The 23,333-nt window shown below is 61.0% G+C and carries 22 protein-coding genes, 1 tRNA gene and 1 riboswitch; of the genes, 14 read left to right on the top strand and 9 right to left on the bottom strand.

The annotated features are described in order from the left end of the window. Nucleotides 1–33 precede the first annotated feature (33 nt). Complete coding sequence (gene ppk2, locus ACQY1J_RS18635; RefSeq protein WP_062453936.1) at nt 34–912, bottom strand: polyphosphate kinase 2; 879 nt, start codon at nt 910–912, stop codon at nt 34–36. Nucleotides 913–1,009: 97 nt separating this feature from the next. Between ppk2 and phoR the strand changes: the two genes are divergently transcribed. The 7 genes from phoR to phoB all read left to right on the top strand — a co-directional run bounded on the left by phoR (nt 1,010) and on the right by phoB (nt 8,946). Then, nucleotides 1,010–2,326 (top strand): phosphate regulon sensor histidine kinase PhoR, encoded by a 1,317-nt coding sequence (gene phoR / locus ACQY1J_RS18630; RefSeq protein ID WP_092663660.1) that lies wholly within the window; start codon nt 1,010–1,012, stop codon nt 2,324–2,326. Nucleotides 2,327–2,521: 195 nt separating this feature from the next. After that, nucleotides 2,522–3,556, top strand: a complete 1,035-nt coding sequence (locus ACQY1J_RS18625) for a substrate-binding domain-containing protein (protein WP_062453935.1) — start codon at nt 2,522–2,524, stop codon at nt 3,554–3,556. A gap of 187 nt (nt 3,557–3,743) precedes the next feature. Further along, the gene (gene pstC / locus ACQY1J_RS18620; protein WP_430250537.1) at nt 3,744–5,228 is read left to right on the top strand and encodes a phosphate ABC transporter permease subunit PstC; all 1,485 of its coding nucleotides are present in this window, start codon (nt 3,744–3,746) and stop codon (nt 5,226–5,228) included. Then, on the top strand, nt 5,225–6,541 hold the full coding sequence (gene pstA / locus ACQY1J_RS18615; RefSeq protein WP_062453933.1) for a phosphate ABC transporter permease PstA: 1,317 nt from the start codon (nt 5,225–5,227) through the stop codon (nt 6,539–6,541). Before pstC ends, pstA begins: the two co-directional genes overlap by 4 nt. 15 nt (nt 6,542–6,556) lie before the next feature. Then, nucleotides 6,557–7,372 (top strand): phosphate ABC transporter ATP-binding protein PstB, encoded by an 816-nt coding sequence (pstB, locus tag ACQY1J_RS18610; protein WP_062453932.1) that lies wholly within the window; start codon nt 6,557–6,559, stop codon nt 7,370–7,372. 51 nt (nt 7,373–7,423) lie between these two features. Further along, a complete protein-coding gene (gene phoU, locus ACQY1J_RS18605) occupies nt 7,424–8,137 on the top strand; it encodes a phosphate signaling complex protein PhoU (protein WP_430250536.1) in 714 nt (237 codons plus the stop codon). Between the two features lie 125 nt (nt 8,138–8,262). Beyond that, a complete protein-coding gene (gene phoB / locus ACQY1J_RS18600; RefSeq protein ID WP_062453930.1) occupies nt 8,263–8,946 on the top strand; it encodes a phosphate regulon transcriptional regulator PhoB in 684 nt (227 codons plus the stop codon). Here phoB and ACQY1J_RS18595 read toward each other — a convergent pair. Continuing rightward, complete coding sequence (locus ACQY1J_RS18595; RefSeq protein WP_430250535.1) at nt 8,928–9,842, bottom strand: DMT family transporter; 915 nt, start codon at nt 9,840–9,842, stop codon at nt 8,928–8,930. The two genes, phoB and ACQY1J_RS18595, sit on opposite strands and share 19 nt — an antisense overlap. A gap of 124 nt (nt 9,843–9,966) precedes the next feature. On the opposite strand from ACQY1J_RS18595, the gene ACQY1J_RS18590 reads away from it, so the two are divergent. Next, the gene (locus tag ACQY1J_RS18590; RefSeq protein WP_430250534.1) at nt 9,967–10,743 is read left to right on the top strand and encodes an ArsR/SmtB family transcription factor; all 777 of its coding nucleotides are present in this window, start codon (nt 9,967–9,969) and stop codon (nt 10,741–10,743) included. On the opposite strand, the gene ACQY1J_RS18585 is transcribed toward ACQY1J_RS18590, so the two are convergent. Then, nucleotides 10,692–11,126 carry a PACE efflux transporter gene (locus ACQY1J_RS18585; protein WP_062453928.1) on the bottom strand — a complete coding sequence of 145 codons (435 nt, stop codon included), beginning with the start codon at nt 11,124–11,126 and terminating at the stop codon, nt 10,692–10,694. The two genes, ACQY1J_RS18590 and ACQY1J_RS18585, sit on opposite strands and share 52 nt — an antisense overlap. A gap of 196 nt (nt 11,127–11,322) precedes the next feature. Next, nucleotides 11,323–11,862 carry a GcrA family cell cycle regulator gene (locus ACQY1J_RS18580; RefSeq protein WP_062453927.1) on the bottom strand — a complete coding sequence of 180 codons (540 nt, stop codon included), beginning with the start codon at nt 11,860–11,862 and terminating at the stop codon, nt 11,323–11,325. Nucleotides 11,863–12,313: 451 nt separating this feature from the next. On the opposite strand from ACQY1J_RS18580, the gene ACQY1J_RS18575 reads away from it, so the two are divergent. The 3 genes from ACQY1J_RS18575 to ACQY1J_RS18565 all read left to right on the top strand — a co-directional run bounded on the left by ACQY1J_RS18575 (nt 12,314) and on the right by ACQY1J_RS18565 (nt 15,666). Next, nucleotides 12,314–13,510 (top strand): aspartate aminotransferase family protein, encoded by a 1,197-nt coding sequence (locus ACQY1J_RS18575; RefSeq protein ID WP_092663652.1) that lies wholly within the window; start codon nt 12,314–12,316, stop codon nt 13,508–13,510. A gap of 49 nt (nt 13,511–13,559) precedes the next feature. Continuing rightward, entirely contained in the window at nt 13,560–14,477 is a 918-nt protein-coding gene (gene argF / locus ACQY1J_RS18570) for an ornithine carbamoyltransferase (RefSeq protein WP_430250533.1), read from the top strand. Nucleotides 14,478–14,676: 199 nt separating this feature from the next. Continuing rightward, nucleotides 14,677–15,666: an Hsp33 family molecular chaperone gene (locus tag ACQY1J_RS18565; protein WP_430250532.1), complete on the top strand. Its 990-nt coding sequence runs from the start codon at nt 14,677–14,679 to the stop codon at nt 15,664–15,666. Nucleotides 15,667–15,679: 13 nt separating this feature from the next. On the opposite strand, the gene apaG is transcribed toward ACQY1J_RS18565, so the two are convergent. Together apaG and ACQY1J_RS18555 are read right to left on the bottom strand one after the other, a co-directional pair. Continuing rightward, on the bottom strand, nt 15,680–16,072 hold the full coding sequence (gene apaG, locus ACQY1J_RS18560; RefSeq protein ID WP_430251996.1) for a Co2+/Mg2+ efflux protein ApaG: 393 nt from the start codon (nt 16,070–16,072) through the stop codon (nt 15,680–15,682). Between the two features lie 166 nt (nt 16,073–16,238). Beyond that, complete coding sequence (locus ACQY1J_RS18555; protein ID WP_430250531.1) at nt 16,239–17,429, bottom strand: O-succinylhomoserine sulfhydrylase; 1,191 nt, start codon at nt 17,427–17,429, stop codon at nt 16,239–16,241. Nucleotides 17,430–17,475: 46 nt separating this feature from the next. Beyond that, nucleotides 17,476–17,554: riboswitch (SAM riboswitch) on the bottom strand. A 73-nt stretch (nt 17,555–17,627) separates the two neighbouring features. On the opposite strand from ACQY1J_RS18555, the gene ACQY1J_RS18550 reads away from it, so the two are divergent. Beyond that, nucleotides 17,628–18,722 (top strand): 2'-deoxycytidine 5'-triphosphate deaminase, encoded by a 1,095-nt coding sequence (locus tag ACQY1J_RS18550; protein ID WP_430250530.1) that lies wholly within the window; start codon nt 17,628–17,630, stop codon nt 18,720–18,722. Between the two features lie 70 nt (nt 18,723–18,792). Next, a tRNA-Gly gene (locus ACQY1J_RS18545) sits at nt 18,793–18,866 on the top strand. Nucleotides 18,867–18,879: 13 nt separating this feature from the next. Here ACQY1J_RS18545 and ACQY1J_RS18540 read toward each other — a convergent pair. Then, a complete protein-coding gene (locus tag ACQY1J_RS18540) occupies nt 18,880–20,802 on the bottom strand; it encodes a glycosyltransferase family 2 protein (protein ID WP_430250529.1) in 1,923 nt (640 codons plus the stop codon). A gap of 103 nt (nt 20,803–20,905) precedes the next feature. Between ACQY1J_RS18540 and ACQY1J_RS18535 the strand changes: the two genes are divergently transcribed. Continuing rightward, nucleotides 20,906–21,760, top strand: a complete 855-nt coding sequence (locus tag ACQY1J_RS18535; RefSeq protein WP_430250528.1) for a transporter substrate-binding domain-containing protein — start codon at nt 20,906–20,908, stop codon at nt 21,758–21,760. Between the two features lie 43 nt (nt 21,761–21,803). On the opposite strand, the gene ACQY1J_RS18530 is transcribed toward ACQY1J_RS18535, so the two are convergent. Both ACQY1J_RS18530 and ACQY1J_RS18525 read right to left on the bottom strand, forming a co-directional pair. Then, entirely contained in the window at nt 21,804–22,469 is a 666-nt protein-coding gene (locus ACQY1J_RS18530) for a S24 family peptidase (protein WP_062453904.1), read from the bottom strand. A gap of 211 nt (nt 22,470–22,680) precedes the next feature. Then, on the bottom strand, nt 22,681–23,328 hold the full coding sequence (locus tag ACQY1J_RS18525; RefSeq protein ID WP_062453903.1) for a response regulator: 648 nt from the start codon (nt 23,326–23,328) through the stop codon (nt 22,681–22,683). Nucleotides 23,329–23,333 lie beyond the last annotated feature (5 nt).

Below are 23,333 nucleotides of genomic sequence, written 5' to 3'. Positions count from 1 at the left end.
ACAACGTCGTCCGGCTCACTCACCTGTCTGTCTCTATTTCAGGAACTTGCTGCCAAAGCCGAGGATCTTGTCGTCGATCTCGCCGATCGCATCCCTGTCTTTCCCCTCGTAATCGAGGGACCCAAGAATGTGGCGGATGACGTTCAAATGCGCACGCCGCTTGTCGTTTGCCAGCACCACCGTCCATGGCGCAAGCTTGCTGTGTGTTCGCTCCAGCATCTGGTCGCGCTTTGCGGTGTAGTCAGGCCATTTGTTGAGTGCCGCGATGTCCATCGGCGAAAGCTTCCAGATCTTCAACGGATCGTGGCGCCGGTCGTGAAACCGCTTCAGTTGCATTTCCTGGCCGATATCCAGCCAAAACTTGAACAGATGGATATCGTCATCGACGATCATCTCCTCGAACTGCGGCACGTCCTTCATAAAGGCTTCGTATTGGCCCGGCTTGCAAAAGCCCATGACAGGCTCGACCACGGCGCGATTGTACCAGGAGCGGTCGAACAGCACGATCTCGCCCGACGTCGGGAAATGCGACACGTAACGCTGAAAATACCATTGGCCCGCTTCGGTGGGCGAAGGTTTGCTCAACGCCACCACGCGTGCAGATCGAGGATTGATATAGGAGCGGATGGACATGATCGTACCGCCCTTGCCGGCAGCATCCCGGCCTTCGAACAGCGCAATCATCCGCTTGCCGGTATCCTGCAGCCAGTACTGCACCTTCACGAGCTCGATCTGCAGCTTCTCCAGCTGCTTGGCGTATTTCTCCTTGTCCAACTTGTGGTCATAGGGAAAGCCGCCGGATTCCAGCGCGTGATCATGCACCCAGCCGGGCAGTTTCGGATCGTCAATGTCGAAATGCCTCAGCTTGCCATCGATTTCCAGTTCCGCTGACCGGCTGCTTGTCTCTGCCATGATTGCTGTCCTTTTTCCTTCGGCGGCCGAAACGGCTGCGACTGCTTCAACGGTTTGCAGGGCTTGAGGTTTCCCTCAGGACCGATGCATATCTGTCATGCAAGCGTTATATGACCGCAAGTTCGACCAAACAAAAAGGGGTTCGCGCGTGGAAGCGTTGCCGAAGGAAGAGCGCGGGTTTGCGCAAGAGCTGGCACTTCGCTTCCGGCGCGAGTGGCTGCTGCTCCTGCTGCTCTCGACGATCGCGGTGATCGCTTTTGTTGCCGGCGCGAACGATCTTCTGGTCTTCGCGCTCTGGCTTCCCCTCGTCGTCGCCGTGCTGTCCCGGCCCTTGCCGGAGATACCTGTCGTACCGGTTGAAATGCCTGTTCCGGAGCCACCTGTCTTCGACCCGCTGCCGCTGATCTCGGCAACTCTCGGCACGCTGGACATGCCGGTCGTGGTGCTGGGTGGAGACATCACCGTTCTCTACCGCAACAAGGCAGCGGAGCGGGCCTTCGGCGATCTGCCGATCGGCACCCATCTGACGGCGCGGCTGCGGTCGCCCGGCATTCTCGACATGCTGCGCGAAACTATCGCAACCGGCCAGCCGAACCAGATCGAACATTCTGAGCGCCTTCCGTCCGAACGGGTCTTCATCCTGCGCGTGGCGCCGATCGATATCGGCGGCCTGGCGCCGGGCATGGGAAACTATTACCTCCTGTCGTTCCGCGATGTCTCCGAACTGCGCAGCATCGACCGGATGCGATCCGATTTCGTCGCCAATGCAAGCCATGAGCTGAGAACGCCGCTTGCCTCGCTCAGAGGCTTCATCGAGACAATCCAGGGCCCGGCTCGCGACGATCCGAAGGCGCAGGAACGCTTTCTCGGCATCATGCTCGACCAGGCGACCAGGATGAGCCGACTGGTGGACGACCTTCTCTCCCTGTCGCGGCTGGAACTGAAGTCGCATATCGCTCCCGACCAGACCGTGGACCTGAAGCCGCTGATCATCCATGTCAGCGACGCGCTCTTGCCTTTGGCTGAGGAACTGGGCGTCGAAATCCGCCTGCATCTTCCCGAAGGCAGGGTCGATGTGCTGGGCGATCGAGACGAACTGATCGAAGTGATCGAGAACCTCATCGAGAATGCCTGCAAGTATGGCCAGGAGGGCAAGTTCGTCGATGTCTTCCTGAAAGGCGGCGGCAAGCTGCCGGTCGAAGTCAATGTCATCGACAAGGGGCCGGGCATACCGGCGGAGCACGTTCCGCGCCTGACCGAGCGTTTCTATCGCGTCAGCGTCGCCGACAGCCGCTCCAAGAAGGGCACCGGATTGGGGCTTGCCATCGTCAAGCATATCCTCACCAGGCACCGCGCCCGCCTGCTTGTGAAGTCGGAACTCGGCAAGGGGACGGAGTTTACCGTCCGTTTCTGACATAAAACCAACCCAGTTTTCCCGGTCTCTTCCAGAACGTCAATATTTTCAACAGCTTGAATTGTCACAAATGTTTCACCGAAGTGACATAAAAGCTAAGGCCAAGGGCGGCTATGACCAGCGGGCCGAGAGCCGGCAAATGTCTAAGAGGCCGGCATGACAAGATTTCTGGAAACCCATACCGGGAGAACTTCGATGAACATGTTCAAACTTTCCGCAGCAGCCCTCGTGGCCTCTGTTGCCTTTGCCGGCGTTGCATCCGCACGCGACCAGGTTCAGGTTGCCGGCTCCTCCACCGTTCTTCCCTATGCGAAGATCGTTGCCGAGACCTTTGCCGAGACCAACCCGAACTTCAAGGCACCGGTTGTTGAGTCCGGCGGCACGGGCGGCGGTCTGAAGGCATTCTGCTCCGGCGTCGGCGAAGGCACGATCGACGTTGCCAATGCTTCGCGCAAGATCAACAAGAGCGAAGCCGAAGCCTGCAAGGCTGCCGGCGTCACGGACGTTCAGGAAATCCGCATCGGTTACGACGGCATCGTATTCGCTGCCGACTCGTCGAACGGCGACATGAAGATCACCCCGAAGGATCTCTACAAGGCATTGGCTGCTGAAGTCGTCGTTGACGGCAAGCTCGTTGCCAACCCTTACAAGAACTGGTCGGAAGTCAATGCGACCCTGCCGAAGGGCCCGATCGCAGCTTACATCCCAGGCTCCAAGCACGGCACCCGCGAAGTCTTCGAAGAGAAGATCATGGCTGAAGGCTGCAAGGAAGCCGGCGCGACTGACGTCATCAAGGCTGCCATCACCGATGCCAAGCAGGCTGCTGCCAAGTGCGTTGCAGTTCGCAAGGACGGCGCAGCTGTCGACATCGACGGCGATTACACCGAAACGCTGGCCCGCATCTCGGCCAACAAGACCGGCCTCGGCGTTTTCGGCCTGGCCTTCTATGAAAACAACATGGACAAGCTGAAGGTCGCGACCGTTTCGGATGTCGTTGCTTCCACCGAAACCATTGCTTCGGGCAAGTACCCGGTGTCGCGCCCTCTGTTCTTCTACGTCAAGAAGGCTCACCTCGGCGTTATCCCAGGCCTCAAGGAATATGTTGAGTTCTTCATCTCCGACGAAATGATCGGCCCTGACAGCCCGCTCGCCGAATACGGCCTGGTTGCTGCTCCGGACGATCAGCGCGAACAGGTCCGCAAGGACTTCGAAGCCGGCAAGACCATGTAATCAAAATTCCGGCGCCGCTTCTTGCGGCGCCGGTCTTCTTTCGTGCCAGGCGGCGACTTGTCCGTCGTGCGACAGAAGCAAAGCTTGGCGTCAGTCGCTGCGTTTTGGATGGCGAAACATATTGATTCCGATGGTGGGATTTGTGCGGTAATGGGTGCCGTCGATGGCGGTAGGCCGGGGGATTTTAATGAGCACACCATTGATTTTATTGATTCTGGCGATAATTGCGATCGCTTGTTACGTTGTCGGAACCAGGCACGCCCTGGCAATCGCCGGCGGCCGTTCCTCAAAGCTTCATTCACGTCCGGGCTACTACGGCACCTTCGTCGCACTCTGCGCCGTTCTGCCGTCGGTTCTCATCCTGGCCGCGTGGCTGGTCGTCAGCCCCCTCTATATCAACTCCACTGTCCTCGATGGCTTTCCTGAAGACGTAAAGGCGCGTTCGCCGGCCGAACAGGGTCTCTCCTTCGGCATGGTAAGCTCGCTTGCGCGCGGCATGAACGTACTGAGCCTGGACGAGATCGAGCGCATCGGCGGAAATCCCGTCGAACTGCGCGCAGCGCTTGGCGCTAAGGGCGTCCCGCTTGCCGGCGACCCCGAACCATACATGGTCGAGTCCGCTGGCGATCTCAACGTCATGACCAAGATCAGCAACTGGGTTATGACCGCGGTAGTCCTTCTGGCAGCCCTGATCGGCGCCGGCTTTTCCTACACGCGCATCGCGCCACGGTTTCGGGCCCGCAACCGTGTCGAGAGGGTGATCCTCGCCAGCCTCGTCGTCGCATCCTCGATCGCGATCCTGACCACGGTCGGCATCGTTGCCTCGATGCTGACGGAAGCGACCCACTTCTTCACCAGCATCCCGCCGTGGGAGTTCTTCTTCGGCACCGTCTGGGATCCGCGCTTTGCGGCCGCCGGCGCCACGGACTCGGCTGGTCAGTTCGGCCTTATCCCGCTGCTTCTCGGAACACTCTATATCGGCTTCGTCGCCATGCTCGTCGCCGTCCCGAGCGGCCTGTTTTCCGCGATCTACATGTCGGAATACGCCTCCCGCGGTGTCCGCTCCGTGGCAAAGCCTCTGCTCGAAGTTCTCGCCGGCATTCCCACCATCGTCTACGGCTTCTTTGCCCTGACGACGGTCGGCCCATTCCTGCGCGACCTGTCTTCGCAGCTGAACGGCCTTGTCACAGGCGATTACGCCAACTTCATCCAGGCACAGAGCGTTCTCACTGCCGGCTTCGTCATGGGCATCATGCTGATCCCTTACGTCTCGTCGCTGTCGGACGACATCATCACCGCCGTGCCGGGAACGCTTCGTGACGGCTCGCTCGGTCTCGGCGCCACCCAGTCCGAAACCATCAAGAAGGTCGTCCTGCCGGCAGCACTGCCGGGCATCGTCGGCGCACTTCTGATGACCGCCTCGCGCGCCATCGGCGAAACCATGATCGTAGTGCTCGCCGCCGGCGTCGCCGCCCGCATGCAGCTCAACCCGTTCGAGCCGATGACGACGGTGACCGTCAAGATCGTCAGCCAGCTGACGGGCGACCTTGAATTCACCTCGCCGCAGACGCTTGTCGCCTTCGCACTCGGCATCACGCTCTTTGCGATCACGCTTTGCCTCAACATCTACGCGCTCTACATCGTGCGCAAATACCGGGAGCAGTACGAATGACCGACGTGGTTTCCTCCACCGCCGGCGTCTTGGCCAAGCCTGCCCGTCGCGATATCGGTATCAAACGCCGCTACGCCGCCGAGCGCCGCTTCCGTGCCTATGGCATCGCTGCTCTCTCGTTCGGCATCCTGTTCCTGATGCTCCTTCTGTGGTCGGTCGTCTCGAAGGGCTATACCGCCTTTCAGCAGACGATGATCACGATCCCTGTCGAGTTCTCGCAGCAGATCATCGACAAGGATAATGTGCGGGCTACGGATCCGGCCAAGCTGATGACGGCCAACTACCCGATCGTCGCCCGCAATGCGCTGGCGAAGGTTCTGGGCGTCGCCGAAACCGATCGCCAGGGCCTGCGTGCCGTCAACCAGATGATTTCGGACGGCGTTCGTGGCCAGCTGCGCGATATGGTCGTTTCCGATCCTGAGATCATCGGCACGACTCAGACGGTTTCGCTTCTGGCGGCCGGCGATATCGACAGCGCCGTGAAAGGCCAGATCAATCTCGACGTGGCGGAAACCAGCCGCAAGGTGTCCGACCAGCAGGTCGGATGGATGAAGCAGCTGACCGACAGCGGTGCGCTCGCCAAGGAATTCAACACCGGCATTTTCTTCAACGGCGCGTCCAGCCGTCCGGAAGCAGCCGGCGTCGGCGTCGCTCTGATCGGCTCCTTCTACATGATGCTGATCGTGCTCGTCCTGTCGCTGCCGATCGGCGTCGCAGCCTCGATCTATCTTGAAGAGTTTGCCCCGAAGAACCGGTTCACCGACCTGATCGAGGTCAACATCAACAATCTCGCAGCGGTCCCGTCGATCGTCTACGGTCTGTTGGGTCTCGCGGTCTTCATCAACTTCATGGGCCTGCCGCGCTCGGCCTCGCTGGTCGGCGGCCTGGTGCTGACGCTGATGACGCTTCCGACCATTATCATCGCCACCCGCGCGGCACTGAAAGCAGTGCCACCGTCGATCCGTGCTGCAGCGCTCGGGCTCGGTGCCTCGAAGATGCAGACCATCTTCCACCATGTCCTGCCGCTTGCCATGCCCGGTATCCTGACCGGTACGATCATCGGCCTCGCGCACGCCCTTGGCGAAACCGCGCCGCTCCTCTTGATCGGCATGGTCGCCTTCGTGGCGAACTATCCGACCACGCCGATGGATCCGTCGACAGCGCTGCCGGTACAGATCTACATGTGGGCTAACGAGGCGGAACGCGCCTTCGTTGAACGAACCTCGGGAGCGATCATGATCCTGCTCCTGTTCCTGATCTTGATGAATGTTGGCGCAATTCTCTTGCGACGCCGCTTCGAACGGCGTTGGTAGAGGAAGGGGGAAGCAATGAACATGATGTCAGAAGCTGCAGTTGAGAAGGCGCTGGACAAGAAAATGAACGACGTTGCATATAAGATGATCGGCAAGGATGTCTCCGTTTATTACGGTGACAAGCGCGCTCTTTATGACGTGAACCTGAATGTCCGCCAAAATACCGTCACTGCTTTGATCGGTCCGTCTGGCTGCGGCAAGTCCACCTTCCTGCGCACGATGAACCGCATGAACGACACGATCGAGGGTTGCCGCGTCACCGGCAAGATCACGCTCGACGGCGACGATATCTACGACAAGGAAATCGACGTCGTGGAGCTGCGCGCCCGGGTCGGCATGGTGTTTCAGAAGCCGAACCCGTTCCCGAAGTCGATCTACGAGAACATTGCCTACGGTCCCCGCATCCACGGCCTTGCCCGCGGCAAGACGGAAATGGACGCGATTGTCGAGGCAAGCCTGCAGCGCGCCGGCCTCTGGGCAGAAGTCAAGGATCGCCTGCATGAAGGCGGTACCGGCCTTTCCGGCGGTCAGCAGCAGCGCCTTTGCATCGCCCGTGCGATCGCCGTTTCGCCTGAAGTCATTCTGATGGACGAGCCGTGCTCGGCACTCGACCCCATCGCCACGGCCAAGGTCGAGGAACTGATCCACGAACTGCGCGCCAACTACACGATCGTGATCGTCACCCACTCGATGCAGCAGGCAGCCCGCGTTTCACAGCGCACGGCAATGTTCCATCTCGGCCATCTGGTCGAGGAAAACGATACCGACAAGATGTTCACCAATCCGGATGACCAGCGCACCCAGGATTACATCATGGGCCGCTTCGGCTGATGCGGGCGCAGAGCCCGTCAGCCGCAACTGCAGACATCAAGGATCAGACACATGGTTTCGACCCATATTCTCTCGGCCTATGACGAGGAACTGAAATACCTGAACCGCCGGATTTCCGAAATGGGCGGCCTGGCGGAGCAGATGTGCGGAGATGCCGTGCGTGCGCTCGTCAACTCCGACTCCGCACTGGCCCAGAAGGTCATCTCGGACGACGTCATTCTCGACCACGCCGAGCGCGATATCCAGGACAAGGTGATCGTCACCATCGCCAAGCGTCAGCCGATGGCGGCCGACCTTCGCGAGATCATCGGCACGCTGCGCATTGCAGCTGACCTGGAACGCGTCGGCGACCTTGGTAAGAACACCGCCAAGCGCGTGCTCGCCGTGCAGGGAACAGGCGTCCCGCGCAAGCTCGCCCGTGGTCTGGAGCATCTTTCCGAACTGGCGCTGGTGCAGCTCAAGGACGTTCTTGATGTCTTCGCCAACCGCTCCGCGGAAAAAGCCGAAATCATCCGCCAGCGCGATGAAGAGATTGACGCGATGTACACCTCGCTGTTCCGCGAACTCCTCACCTACATGATGGAGGATCCGCGCAACATCACCACCTGCACCCATCTTTTGTTCTGCGCCAAGAACATCGAGCGCATCGGCGACCACGCGACGAATATCGCCGAGACCATCTACTACATCGCGACCGGTGCACAGCCGGAGGGCGAACGTCCGAAGGACGATACGTCCAACATGCTCGGCTCCGCCGGGACATGATGCAGCTCTCCCGAAATCGCCTGCCGGTTTCGGGACGATAACTGCCAAAAACAATGACCTGAAGCAGCGCGAGCGGATCTGGCGGATCTAAGTGCGGTTCGGGACGAGTGATGGAGCAAGTCGGAATGCAGCCGAAGATCGCAGTCGTGGAAGACGAAGAGGCCCTCAGCGTCCTCCTTCGGTATAACCTGGAGGCCGAGGGTTACGAGGTCGATACCGTGCTTCGCGGTGACGAAGCGGAAATCAGGCTTCAGGAGCGCGTTCCGGATCTTCTCATTCTCGACTGGATGCTGCCAGGCGTTTCGGGCATCGAACTGTGCCGTCGCCTGCGCATGCGGCCGGAGACGGAACGCCTGCCGATCATCATGCTGACGGCGCGCGGCGAAGAAAGCGAGCGCGTTCGTGGGCTTGCCACGGGCGCCGACGACTATGTGGTCAAGCCGTTTTCGACACCGGAGCTGATGGCCCGCGTCAAGGCGATGCTGCGTCGTGCCCGACCCGAAGTGCTGTCGAGCGTCCTCAAATGCGGCGACATCGAACTCGACCGCGAAACCCACCGCGTTCACCGCAAGAGCCGCGAAGTTCGCCTCGGGCCGACAGAGTTTAGACTTCTGGAATTCCTGATGGCCTCACCCAGCCGCGTCTTTTCGCGCTCGCAGCTGCTCGACGGCGTCTGGGGTCATGACATCTATGTCGACGAACGCACCGTCGACGTGCATGTAGGGCGCCTCCGGAAGGCGCTCAACTTTTCCAACATGCAGGATGTCATCCGCACGGTCCGTGGTGCCGGCTACTCGATGGAAGCCTGATCACCGCGTCTCCTAGCCGGCAGCGTCATGGCAATCACGCCGGTCACGACGCAGGCGAGACCGAGCCAGGCTGTCGAGGCAAGCGTTTCGCCGAGAAACACGACGCCGATGCCAACGCCGATCGGCACCCGCAGATAGGCCTGCGCCGTCGTGCCGACGGAGCCGAGCGTCTGGACCAGCCGGAAATAGATGACGAAGGCCAGCGCCGTCGAAAATACCGCCAGCGCCAACAGGGCGAGCATGGAATCGGCGCTGGGCGTCAGCGTCCAGGGCCGATCGACCACGAGGCTCACGGGAATGAGGATGGCCGCCCCTGCAATCAGCGATCCCGCGGCGGGCATCATCGGGTCCAATCCCTTAAAATTCTTGCCGAAGATGGCAGCCGCCGCATAGCAGATCGTCGCCGCCACGATGGCGAGTTGAGCCCAGAGGTTCTCGCCCGACCCGGCAAGCGCCTCCATGCCGACGATCAGGCATATGCCGACAATGCCTGCGGCAACTCCGAACAGCTTGGCCCCAGAGACGCTTTCATGGCGCGTGATCAGCGCCGTCAGCAGAAAGGCGAAGATCGGCGTCGTTGAACTCAAGATGGTGGCAAGGCCCGCATCGGTCGTCTGTTCGGCCCAGGCAATGAGGGTGAAGGGGACAGCGCTGTTGAGGCAGGCCTGAACCGTGAAGAGCTTCCATGTCTGCCCGTCGGTCGGCAGCTTCAATCCGCGAAGGCGCAGGGCCGCAGCGAGAATGAGCCCGGCGACCAGTGTTCTGACGGCAATAAAGGTGACAGGCGAAATCGTCTCCACACCGACTTTGATCAGCGTGTAGGACGCGCCCCAAAGCGTCGCGAGCGTGAGGAGCAGCAACAGATCCGTTGCCATGCTTGTTTTGGTGTCCGCCATTCCAGTTCCTGTCCCCATGAATGCAATCTCCGCCCCTCTTAGCGGAACCAGGAAAAGAAATGCTTCGACGACGGCCGAACCGTTGACCGCTGACGGCAAAGTTTTCCGGTGCTAGAACTGGATCATGCCCAATATGGTTTCAGGAAATACGATTGCGGAAGTTGCAAGCCTGATCGGCGATGCTGCACGCGCCAACATGCTGTCCGCGCTGATGGGCGGACAGGCGCTGACGGCGGGCGAACTGGCACGCCACGCCGGCGTCACCGCGCAGACCACCAGCGGCCATCTCGGCAAACTGGCGCAGGCTCGCCTGATCGAGGTCGAGAAGCAGGGCAGGCACCGCTATTACCGACTTGCCTCTCCGGAAGTCGCGCACGCGATCCACGCGTTGATGGCAGTCGCCGCGGATGGGCCGAAGCGCCATCATCCTGTCGGCCCGAAAGACGAAGCGTTACGGCTTGCCCGCACCTGTTACGATCACATGGCCGGCCGTCTCGCCATCGCGCTCGCCGATGCCCTAACAGGAAGCGGCTACATGCTGCTCGGCGATGGAGCCGGCCTGATCACCGACGAGGGCAGACGGTTCTTTTGTGATTTCGGGATCGATCTCGAACAGCTGACCCGTTCGAAACGCCCGCTCTGCCGGACATGCCTCGATTGGAGCGAGCGACGGCCGCATCTGGCGGGACAAATGGGTGCGGCGCTGCTGGACCGCGCTCTTGGCGTCGGCTGGATCGGCCGCCGAGAGGAAACCCGGGCTCTGCGGATCACGCGCCGGAGAGATCGGGTTTGCCGAGACATTCAGGCTTCCATCGGACTGGCGTATTGCACCGTCCGAAACTCTGATGGTCAGGCGGCTTCCTGGGTCTTCCATTCCGGCAGCGGGAACAGCTTGTCGTAGCCAAGATTGAAGAGATAGGCATAGACCACGTAGAACAGCGCGATCGCGATATCCATTGTCAGCGCATGGAGAAGGGTAATCTGCAGATACCACGCGATAAACGGCATCAGCACGACCAGCAGACCGATTTCGAACAGCACCGCATGAGCAATGCGCAAGGCAGGCGTCTTCAGCGTCGTACCCCGTCGCGCCTGCAGAAAGCGGTCGAAACCCAGATTGTAGAGGTAGTTCCAGCCGGTCGCGACCGTCGCAGACACGACGCCGACAATGCCCATATGTTCGGCCGGCATGTCGAAGACGAAAGCGCCGAGCGGCACCATCATCAGAAGCCCGATGATTTCAAAGCTGATGGCGTGGCGAATACGGTCTCTTATCGAGCGCATGATCTTCCCCTTTAGGTGAGGTTCATGCCGGGTCGTCCCGGCGTTATGCCCATTCAGGGGGAGGTCGTCCTCTCTCGAGGCCGAAATAGGAGCCCAGGGAGTGCGAGGCAAGTTTTTTCAGCGCAAGTCAGCCATGCCGAAAACGCAAAAGGCGGGCCAGAGCCCGCCTTCGATCTTGTTTCCGCAGCCGCCTGACTCAGGACGCGCGGGCAGCCGGACGACGGCGCTCGTGCACTGGCTGGTAGGCAAGCTTCGCGTGATATTTGCAATAGGGCGACGCATCCTGCGCATCGCAACCGCAGAAATGGAAGTCGTCCGTCAGCGGATCGCCGACCGGCCACTTGCATGTGCGCTCGGTGAGATCCGTCAGCGACAGACGGCGCGAGATCGGCACGACGACGCTGCCGGAAGCGGTGTATTTCACCGGCTCCGCGACGTTGACGTCCTGATCTTCCTTGAGGGCGTTTGCACCCACCGTCCGTGCTGCGGGACGGGCTGTGTCGCGTCCGGCAAAGCTCGGCGCGCGCGGAGCTGCGGGCGCTGGGCGCTTGGATGCCGGGCGATTGGCCGACGCCGAACCGCCTGCTTTGGCGCGACCCGGAAGGTTGAGACGGTGCACTTTGCCGATCACGGCATTGCGGCTTACGCCTCCAAGTTGGGCTGCAATCTGGCTGGCGCTGAGACCTTCCGACCATAGTTTTTTAAGTCGCTCGACGCGCTCATCAGTCCAGTTCATGCCGTTCTCCGCCTTTGAACGTTGCTGGCAGACAGAATCCGTTCACCTCTGCGGCGAAATAAATCCGCCGCACCCACGCAATCTATGCTTCGAGGTGACTAGTTCCGCCGCATGCGTTCTAGTAATTGAGGATTAACCTAGTGTGTAGCTGACTCCGTGGCAAGAGTCGCTCGAATCGCCGCGAATCGATTTCGCGGTTTTCCCCAACTTGCTGCCCTCAAGAGTCATTTTTGTCACAGACCGAAATGCCGCAACACAGCATCAGGTTGCATCGCGGCGTATGCCCCGAAAGCCCTATAAAACACCAAGTTTTGTTGACATGGAGGCACTTAGCCATGATAGTGCCCGCGCCGCCCGGTGGGCGGCATTTTTGATTTTTCAGGCCGCATTCCCGGTCTCCGGAGAGGTCTGGAGAGGGGGGTCGGAACCTACCCAGAGGAGTGATGTCGCCATGGCTGAAGCCGCACTTTACGACACGTTTGCCCGGGCACCTTTGCGCTTTGATCGAGGCGAGGGCGTATGGCTTGTGACGGAAGGTGGCGAGCGATATCTGGATTTCGGGGCAGGCGTTGCCGTCACCTCCTGCGGTCATTCCAATCCGCATCTGGTAAACGCGCTGAAGTCGCAGGCCGAGAAGGTCTGGCACCTTTCCAACCTCTACGAGATCCCGGAGCAGGAGCGTCTGGCCCGCCGTCTGGTAGATGCCACGTTCGCCGACAAGGTGTTCTTTACCAATTCCGGCGCCGAAGCGCTTGAGACCGCCATCAAGACGGCGCGTCGCTACCATTTCTCCAAGGGCCATCCGGAGAAATTCCACATCATCACCTTCGAAGGTGCCTTCCACGGCCGGACCATCGCGACGATCGCCGCCGGTGGTCAGGAAAAATACATGGAAGGCTTCGGCCCGAAGGCGCCAGGGTTCGATCAGGTCCCGTTCGGGGATCTCGATGCCCTCAACGCTGCGATCAACGAAAACACCGGCGCGCTGCTGATCGAGCCGATCCAGGGCGAGGGCGGCGTGCGCGTCGTGGACAAGGAATTCCTGCGCGAGCTGCGTCGCATCTGCGATGACCGGGGTCTGCTGCTGATCCTCGACGAAGTGCAGAGCGGGGTTGGCCGCACCGGCCGGTTCTTCGCCCACGAACTGACAGGCATCACGCCTGATATCATGGCTGTTGCCAAGGGCATCGGCGGCGGCTTCCCGTTCGGCGCCTGCCTTGCGACCGCAGAGGCTGCTTCCGGCATGAAGCCCGGCATCCACGGCACGACCTATGGCGGCAATCCGCTTGGCATGGCCTGCGGCAACGCAGTGCTCGACGTCGTGCTCGCCGATGGCTTCCTTGAAAACGTCCGCGATGTCGCGCTCGTGTTCCGCCAGGGACTGGCAAGCCTGAAGGATCGCTTCCCGGATGTGATCGAAGATATCAGAGGCGAAGGCCTGATGCTCGGCATCAAGGCAAGGGTGCCAGCTGGCGATCTGGTCGTTGCAATGCGCGATGAGAAAATGCTGTCAGTACCTGCTGGCGATAACGTCGTGCGCCTTCTGCCGCCGTTGACGATCACGGCCGAGGAAGCCCGCGAGGGGCTCGCACGGATCGAACGGGCAGCCGAAAAGCTGACCGAGGCAGAACTCAAGAAAACAGCCTGAGCGCGATGAGGGGTGCCGGTGACGGTTCCCCTCGATAGGGGACGATAGCATGGCATCACCAAAGCATTTCCTGGATCTTTCGGCGGTTTCGCCGGAGGATCTCCGCACCATTCTCGACGACGCGAAGAGCCGCAAGCAGGCCTTCAAGGCCGGCAAGGGCGACCAGCCGCTCGCCGGCAAGATGTTGGCGATGATTTTCGAAAAGCCGTCCACCCGCACCCGCGTCTCCTTCGATGTCGGCATGCGCCAGCTCGGCGGCGAGACGCTCTTCCTGTCCGGCACGGAAATGCAGCTCGGCCGCGCCGAGACGATCGGCGATACGGCACGTGTCCTGTCGCGCTATGTCGATGCGATCATGATCCGCACCACCGACCACAATCGCATGCGTGAAATGGCCGAGCACGCCACCGTGCCCGTCATCAACGCGCTGACCGACGATACCCATCCCTGCCAGATCATGGCCGACCTGATGACCTTCGAGGAGCATCGCGGTCCTGTCAAAGGCAAGACCATCGCCTGGACGGGTGACGGCAACAACGTGCTGCACTCGCTCGTCGAAGGCTCGGCGCGGTTCGGCTACAAGATGAACATGGCCGTGCCGATGGGCTCCGAGCCGCATGACAAGTTCCTCAACTGGGCCCGCAACAATGGCGGCGAGATCATGCTCTGCCACGACGCCGGACGAGCGGTCACCGGCGCTGATGTCGTCGTCACCGATACGTGGGTGTCGATGAACCAGGAGCACAAGGCGCGCGGCCACAACATCTTCCAGCCCTATCAGGTCAACAAGGCGCTGATGGATCAGGCAAACAAGGACGCGCTCTTCATGCACTGCCTGCCGGCCCATCGCGGCGAGGAAGTCACCGACGAGGTCATCGACGGACCGCAGTCGGTAGTGTTCGACGAGGCGGAAAACCGCCTTCATGCGCAGAAGTCGATCCTGGCCTGGTGCTTCGGCATCGTCTGAGGATCGAAAGCGCTTCCGACTTGAATTCGATGAGAGCCGCCACCATCTGACGGCTTTCAAAGCGCGCCGCCGAACGAGTGCGGCGCTTCAACACGATATCGTCAACGTTCTCAAATCCCCGGCCGGCGGTTCCGCTGCGGCTGTCGCTTGTGTAAAAGCGTTCGAGGAACTGGGAGCGCCGGCGCGAAGGAGTTAACTCATGGCGGAAGCGACTGTTGAACTGAACGAACTCGATTTTGCCGGCGACGACCGCGTCGTGCCCTTCCAGGTGGATGGTCTTGATGTGCGTGGCCGTGCAGTCCAGCTCGGGCCACTCCTCAACGCGATCCTCGGACGGCACGATTATCCGGCACCTGTCGCACGGCTGCTGGCGGAAGCCGTCGTGCTCACTGCACTGCTGGGCACTTCGCTGAAATTCGAAGGCAAGTTCACCATGCAGACCAAGGGTGACGGCCCGGTCGACCTGCTTGTTGCCGATTTCTCCACGCCGGATGCACTGCGCGCCTATGCCCGCTACGACGAGGATGCACTGGCCGAAGCCGTCGAGAACGGCAAGATCTCGCCTGCCGAACTTCTCGGCCATGGCTTTCTTGCGCTGACCATCGATCAGGGCCGCGGCATGCAGCCCTATCAGGGTATCGTGCCGATGGACGGCTCGTCGCTTGAAGAAATGGCCGGCGTCTACTTCCGCCAGTCCGAACAGATCCCGACCAGGGTTCGCCTCGCCGTCGCCGAACTCATCGACCGCGACGAGGACGGCAACCCGCGCCACAACTGGCGCGCCGGCGGACTTGTCGCCCAGTTCCTTCCGCAGGCGCCTGAGCGCATGCGCCAGCCCGACCTGCATGGCGGCGACGGTGACGAACGCGATGCCGTCGAAGTCGAGGACGATGCCTGGTTAGAGGCGAGCACGCTGGTCGGCACCATCGATACGGACGAGCTGACCGATCCGCAGGTGGCGATCGAACGGCTGCTGTTCCGGCTGTTCCACGAGCGCGGCGTGCGGGTCTATGATCCGCAGACGGTGCTCGACCGCTGCAGCTGCTCGCGCGACAAGATCAAGGGCGTGCTAGACGGGTTCTCTGCGGAAGAAATCCACGCGAGTGTGGAAGATGGAGAAATCGCGGTAACCTGCGAGTTCTGCTCGACCACCTACAAGTTCGTGACGGAAGAATTCGAAAGCGCCTGATCCGCTTTGCGGGTCAGTTCAGAACGCGCACGACGCCTGGTGAATCCAGCGAGAAGGCGGGAATGTCGACTTTGAAAGTCTCGCCTTCGTCCGTCTTCATATCGTAGGTGCCGAACATGACGCCGGATGGCGTGTCGAGCGGGCACCCGGACGAATATTCATAGCTGTCGCCCGGCTTCAGTCGCGGCTGGTCGCCAACGACGCCTGGTCCGTCGACCTCGTCGACGATCCCGTTTTCGTCCGTGATGTTCCAGTAGCGATGCACGAGCGTGACGCTGATCGAGGACTTGTTCTCGATCACGATCCGGTATCCCCAGACATAACGACTGTCCTCGGGGCTCGACTGCTCCTCGAGATAATAGGGCTCGACGGCGACGTCTATGTCTCTGGTGCGGGCGCGGTACATTGGCACCTCAAGATTGCTCATCGTGCCGATATCGTACAGTGGGGGAGAAAGGTCAAGAATTCTCGCGGCTTGCATCTGAGGCAATGTCGCGTTCTTGATGATAGGGATAACTGATATGGTAAACCCGGAGCGTTCCGGGTCTACCCATCGTTCGGCGTAAAGCCGATCAGATCTGCTTCAGCGCCTGCGCAAAATCTTCCAGTAGATCGTCCGCATCCTCGATGCCGGCCGAAAAGCGCACGGTGCCGGGCGAAATTCCCAGTTCCGTACGGGCTTCGTCGCTGAGGTTTTTGTGCGTCGTCGTTGCCGGATGCGTGATGATGGAGCGGGTGTCGCCGAGATTGTTGGAGATGGTGACCACCTCCATGGCATTCTGCAGCTTGAAGGCCGCATCCTTGCCGCCCTTCAGCTCGAAGCAGACCAGCGTCGATCCGCCCGTCATCTGCTTGGCGATGATGTCGGCCTGCGGATGGTCTTTGCGACCGGGATAGATCACTTTCGCGACCTTGCTCTGCTCGGCCAGGAAATCGGCGATCTTCGCCGCATTCGACGTCTGCTGGGCAACACGGATCGGCAGCGTTTCCAGCCCCTTGATCAGTGTCCATGCGGTGAACGGCGACATCGCCGGACCGGTATGGCGATAATAGTCCTGCAGGTGCTCCAGAACCCATTCGCGGTCCGAAAGGATGACGCCGGCAAGGCTGCGGCCCTGGCCGTCGATATGCTTGGTGGCGGAATAGACGACCACATGGGCGCCGAGTTCCAGCGGCCGCTGGAAGAGCGGCGTTGCGAACACGTTGTCGACCACCAGACGGGCGCCGACCTGATTGGCAAGCTTGGCAACGCCGGCAATGTCGATCACTTCCAGCGTCGGGTTTGTCGGGCTTTCCAGGAAGAACACCTTGGTGTTGGGCTTGATCGCCGCTTCCCAGTTGGCAAGGTCGCGACCGTCGACCAGCGTGCATTCGATGCCGTAGCGCGGGGCGAGCGTTTCGACCACCCAGCGGCAGGAACCGAACAGGGCCCGGGCGGCCACGATATGGTCGCCGGCGCGAAGCTGGCACATGAGCGCTGCCGTGATGGCGGCCATGCCGGAGGCGGTGGCGCGGGCTTCTTCTGCACCTTCCAGCGCACACATGCGCTTTTCGAACATGTCGTTGGTGGGGCTGCCGTAGCGGGCATAGATATAACCGTCGGCCTCGCCCTTGAAACGGGCTTCGGCTGCTTCTGAACTGTCGTAGGCGAAGCCCTGCGTCAGGTAGATGGCTTCAGACATCTCGCCATATTGCGAGCGCAGCGTGCCGCCATGGACGAGCGTGGTGGCTGGGCGCCAGTTCTTGTTCGGGGATTTGCTCATGCGTTCATCACCTTCGTGATACAAAAAAACCGGCCGCAATCGCAGACCGGTTTTCAACCCGGTCTTTTTAGCCACTTGTTTAACGTGGCTGCAAGCCGACCGGCCAAATCACCACGGGATAAAGCTGCCTTACGCCTCGCTTCCGCTTGCGTCAATGGTCCGCATTTGGTTTTGTCGCCCCCAAAATCTGAAAGAGACATGATGGCTCGCGAAACGGGAATTCTGGCGGACCGCGCAATTGCGGCGCTCTTCGAACAAGGACGGCTGAAGTCCGAGAGGGCGCTTGATCAGGACCAGATCCAGCCGGCGAGCCTTGATCTGCGCTTGGGGCAGAAGGCGTTTCGCGTGCGTGCCTCCTTCATGCCTGGACCCACGAGCCTCGTGTCCGACAAGCTCGAGCGCCTCAGCCTGCATGTCATCGATCTCTCCGAAAGCGCGGTGCTCGAAACCGGCTGCGTCTATATCGTGCCGCTGATGGAAAGCCTCGATCTGCCGGCCGGGATGTCGGCGTCCGCCAACCCGAAAAGCTCCACCGGCCGCCTCGATATCTTCACCCGCGTCATCACCGACCGCGCCCAGGAATTCGACAAGATCCCTTCAGGCTATTCCGGCCCGCTCTATCTCGAAATCTCGCCGCGCACCTTCCCGATCGTCGTTCGCCAGGGCTCGCGCCTGTCGCAGATCCGTTTCCGGATCGGCAATGCGCTCCTTCATGAGCCGGAGCTTTTGGCGCTGCATGAAGCCGAAACGCTGGTTGCCGCCGCGCAACCGAACGTTTCGGGCGGCGGCATCGCGCTGTCCATCGATCTTGCCGGCGACAAGGATGGCCTGATCGGCTATCGCGGCAAGCACCACACGGCCGTCGTCGATGTCGACAAGAAGGCCCAGCACGATCTGTTCGATTTCTGGGAGCCGATCCACAGCCGCGGCCGCAACGAACTGATTTTGGATCCGGATGAATTCTACATTCTCGTCTCCCGCGAGGCCGTCCATGTGCCACCGCTCTACGCGGCCGAAATGACACCGTTCGACCCGCTGGTCGGCGAATTCCGCGTCCATTACGCCGGCTTCTTCGACCCCGGCTTCGGCCACGAGGCCGCCGGCGGCCGCGGCAGCCGCGCAGTCCTAGAGGTGCGCAGCCACGAGGTCCCGTTCATCCTCGAAGACGGCCAGATCGTCGGTCGCCTCGTCTACGAACACATGCTGGAAGAACCCCAGGGCCTCTACGGCTCCGGCCTCGGCTCGAACTATCAGGCGCAGGGCCTCAAACTCTCCAAGCATTTCCGCAGCTAGGACATCCCCGGACGCTTCCACCCCGGCGACCTTGACAGAAAAGGCCCATTGTTGGAAACCTTCCCCCGACGCGGGTGTAGCTCAATGGTAGAGCAGCAGCTTCCCAAGCTGAATACGAGGGTTCGATTCCCTTCACCCGCTCCAATCCCCCTCCCGATCAGCTCTCCTTCCGTCGCGGCATGTGGGGTGTCTTGCTCCAGTGGAACGGCTTTGTCCTGAGTTCCCACAGCGCCTTCCAGGCGGCGAAGGATGTCATCATCCAGTAGAGCGGCACCGCAACCCAGCGACGGCCGACGAGGCGCTTTTCGTGGTTGGTCATCGATCCGATGCCGAGGCCGAGGAAGATGAGATAGCTGCCGAGGATATTGGTGAAGTCGATCGCGAACAGGCCGACGACCTCAAGCGGCAGCGTGTCGATCGGCGCCCGCAGCATTGCCGAGAAGCCGACGCCGAGAAAGACGAGGATCAGCGGATGCAGCAGCGATGACAAAAGCATGCCGCCCACCAGCAATTGGATCACGCAGAAAGGCTTGATGCCGATTTCGCCGATCAGCCGCGCCGGGTCGCGCATCAGCACCAGCCAGGTTTGCAGCCAGCCCTTGAACCAGCGGCTTCTCTGCGACGTCCACACCTTGATCGATAAAGGCGCGTCCTCCAGCGTCTGGTGCCGCATCACGTCAGCGGTAAAGGCGAGCCGGTAGAGCCGCATGCCAAGATCGGCGTCTTCCGTCACGTTGTACGGATCCCATCCGCCGGCTGCGATCAGCGCGCTGGTGCGGAAATGGTTGGACGTGCCGCCGAGTGGAAGCGGCATGTTCATTCTCCCGAGCATCGGCAAAAGGCCGCGAAACAGCGCTGCATATTCGAGCGAAAACAACGCGCTCAACCAGCTTTCCCGGGCGTTGGTGATGATCAGTGGTGCCTGCAGGCAGGCAAGTTCAGATGGTGCCGCGCGAAACCGCCGGTACGCCTCGCGGAGTTGTAGCGGGTGCGGCCTGTCCTCGGCGTCGTAGATTGCCGTGAATTCGCCGCGCGCACCTTTCAGCGCATAGGTGAGAGCCTTTGGCTTCGTCCGCGGACCATAGGCCGGCACTTCGACGATCTCGAACTGGGGGCCAGGCTCAAGCGCCTTCAAGGCTTCGATCGTCTGCCGGTCGTCGATTTCGCATACGAACTTGATGTCGAGCAGAGATGCGGGCCAGTCCAGCCGCTTGAGGCTTGCGACCAACTGCTCGGCCATGTCCTCTTCGCGGTAGAGTGCGACCAGAATAGTGTAACGCGGCAGCAGCCCGAACGGTGGAGCGACTGGCACGCGTTCAGGCGCCACCAACGTTTGCCGGATCATCGCCGAAAGCCGAAGACAGAGCGTCGAGAAATAGGTGAGCGACAGGACGATATGCATCGCAAGCAGCGTATCGATCGGTGCAATCAGCAGGAGACAGGCAAGGGTCGTCAGAAACGACCCACCGTAAAAGCCCTGGTGGCCTGCGAGCACAACGCGGGCCGACAGCAGGGGTCTCTGCTCGAACAGGGTATTCGTGGTCTCGCGGATGCGGCGCGCTGCATCGGCTTTCCAGACGGATTCGCGAATGGCGCTCGGCGTGGTGATGACGAGATCGCGGCCCACAAGCGGCAGGGTCGCAAGCGTTGCCGCAATCTGCGAAAGTCGCGCCGCCTCCGGCACGATGGCGATTTCCTGCGCCTTGTTGCGATGGGCGATCCTCACCATGGTCGGGCGTGTCAGCTGGGCGTCGGTCGAGGGCAGGATAACGACAAGCGCGGGATCGAGCGACGAGACGAAGGGAAGTCGCAGCAGACGGGCGATGGCACCGTAATAGGCGTCTTCCCTCACGTCGCCGCATGCCAGAAGCTCGGCCTCGACCGTCGTCCCGTTTTGCCTGGAGAGGCCAGCCAGCTTGGCGATAAACGGTTTCGAGAAACCGAGGGCCGCAAGCGCTGTCAGCTCGACCTGGATGCCGGGACGAAAGTCGAGCAATTGCCCGGACTCGGTCTCGTCGGTCGGCGGCGCCCCCGTTTCGTCGTGATAGGTCGGCTGCGAAGCATGTTCCTCTGAGCGCATGTTGCTGCTACACCGTCCGCAGACGAACCCCTATTGCCCCACACGGATCATAAAGATGCGATACCTGATTACATCCCTAAAAAGCAGTGGTGTTTTCAAGTTTATGCAGCTCTTGGTGGTGGTGATATACGGACTTCTGTCCGCATCGCAGGCACTTGCGGCCTCCACCGCTCCGCCTTCTACCCCGGCGACCCAGCTTCCGCTGATGTTTGACGCACGAGAACGCGTGGAGCGCCAGGATCTGTCGACAATCCTGCGCGTGCGCATCCTGACGACTGTCGATTTCCCCCCTTTCAATTTCGCAGATCAATCTGGCCGGCTGTCAGGCTTCAACATCGATCTCGCCCGCGAGATTTGCACGGTCCTGAAGATCGAGGCAAAGTGCCAGATTCAGGCCATGCCCTTCGCGGATCTCGAAAAGACCCTGGAAGACGGGGGCGGGGAGGCCGTGATGGCAGCGGTCGCTGCAACTCCGTCGCTGCGGCAGCGCTTTCTTTTTTCCAGGCCCTATCTCGGTATCCCGGCAAGGTTTGCCCGCAACAACGCGGCGACACTGGCTGCGACCACGGTATCGGACCTCAGCGATCGTCCGGTCGGTGTCGTCGCGGGAACGGCGCATGAGGCGATGCTAAGAGCGTTCTTCCCGAAGCTCACGCAAAAGTCGTTCGACAGTTACGAGGACATGCTGGAAGCTCTGAAGGAGAGACAAGTGGATGCCGTCTTTGCCGATGGCCTTCGCCTGCCGTTCTGGGTCGCAAGCGAGGCATCGGAGACCTGTTGCAGCCTGTTCGACGGCCCCTACCTGTCGCAGAAATTTCTAGGCGAGGGCCTGACCATCATGGTCCGCAGAAACGATCCGACCCTTGCCGCCGCCTTTGATCAGGCGCTGGCCGAATTGTCGCGCAACGGCCGCCTGCAGGAACTCTACCTGCGCTATTTCCCGAACGGCCTCTATTGAGACCAAGGAATTTTTTCTCAAGATACGTTGAATGCAACGCGGCTTACTGGCTCGCCCAGATGATCCGTGCCATCCATTCCACATCGGCCGTGTCGAAGGAACGGTTCGCGTGTTCGGGGTTGAGCGACAGAAGCTCGATCAGGCGCGCACTCTGGCGCGCCAGAACTTTCGCCATCACTTCGCCCTCGCGGGTTTTCAACACCACGCGGTCGCCACGCCGAACCTGTGCGCCGGGCTCGACGATCAGCACGTCGCCGTCCCGATAGAGCGGCATCATGGAATCGCCCTGGACCTCGAGCGCGTAGACACCGGCTTTTCGAGCAGGATCGACGGGAAACTCCACCACATCCCAGCCCTGTCCGGCAGGAAAACCGCCATCGTCGAAAAAGCCGCCGGAGCCGGCCTGGGCAAAGCCGAGCAGCGGGATCGTGCCGTTCTGGGAGGGAAAATTGCCGTCGGGAAGTTGCGACCTGCCCATCGCATGCGGCAGATAGCTCATGAACTGATCGACCGTTGCGCCGGTCGCTTCCAGAACTTTGGCAATCGATTCCGTCGAGGGCCATCGCAGTCGTCCGTCGGGGCCAAGCCGTTTCGACTTGTTGAACGAGGTCGGATCCAGTCCTGCGCGTCGGGCAAGCCCGGACGGCGACAGCTGATGACGCTCAGCCAGCGTGTCGATCGCGATCCATATCGTCTCATGTGACAGCATCGTCGTCCCTGCCCCCGGCGCAAGAGGAAACAGCCGTTGCCGCCTTCCGCCTGCCATTGCCGATCAGTCCCGTTGGATGCAAGCGTCAAGGATACCGGCCCTCAAGGCGCCGCCGCCCGGAGATGGGCGATCTCCGCTTGCTCGTCGCAGAATTTAGCCCAGCAGGGGGATTTCGTAAAGCAGAAAAGGAATAAAATCCTTTGCTGCTATCCTACGCCACCATGGCCATGTTGAGCCGGCCGAGCTTGATGACGGCTTGGGTGCGACTATCGACGTTCAGCTTCAAAAGAATAGCCGAGACATGCGCCTTGATGGTCGCCTCAGAGACGCCCAGCTCGTAGGCGATCTGCTTGTTGAGCAGGCCTTCGCCAAGCATCGACAGAACCCGGTGCTGCTGGGGCGTCAGCGTCCGCAGACGGTCGAGAATGTCTGATCTTGCGGCGTCTTCCTCGCTCTGCGATGTCTCGCCTTTCGGCACCCAGATATCGCCTTCCAGCACGGCCTGTATTCCGGCCCTGATATCGTCAAGCCCGCAGGATTTGGAAATGAAGCCGGAAGCGCCCAGATCGAGCGCCCGCCTGATCGTGCTGCGATCGTCCGTGGCTGAAACGATGATCACCGGTAGCGCCGGAAAGGCCGACCTGAGCGACGTCAGGCCCGCAAATCCGCTCACGCCCGGCATGGCAAGGTCGAGCAGCATGAGATCGGTTTCGGGATTGTCTTGCGCCGCTGTTCTCGCCGCATCGAAGTCGCCCGCTTCGATGATGACAATTTCGTCGGCAACGCCTTGTATCGCCTGTTTCAGCGCACCGCGGAAAAGCGGATGGTCGTCGGCGATGATGATGTTGAGTGTCTGCATGTCCA

It is taken from the genome of Neorhizobium sp. DAR64860/K0K1 (assembly GCF_050500205.1).
In the GTDB taxonomy this organism is placed as follows: Bacteria; Pseudomonadota; Alphaproteobacteria; order Rhizobiales; family Rhizobiaceae; genus Neorhizobium; species Neorhizobium soli.
The sequence above is the reverse complement of the archived record's forward strand: the minus strand, read 5'-3'. Positions and strand labels throughout refer to the sequence as shown.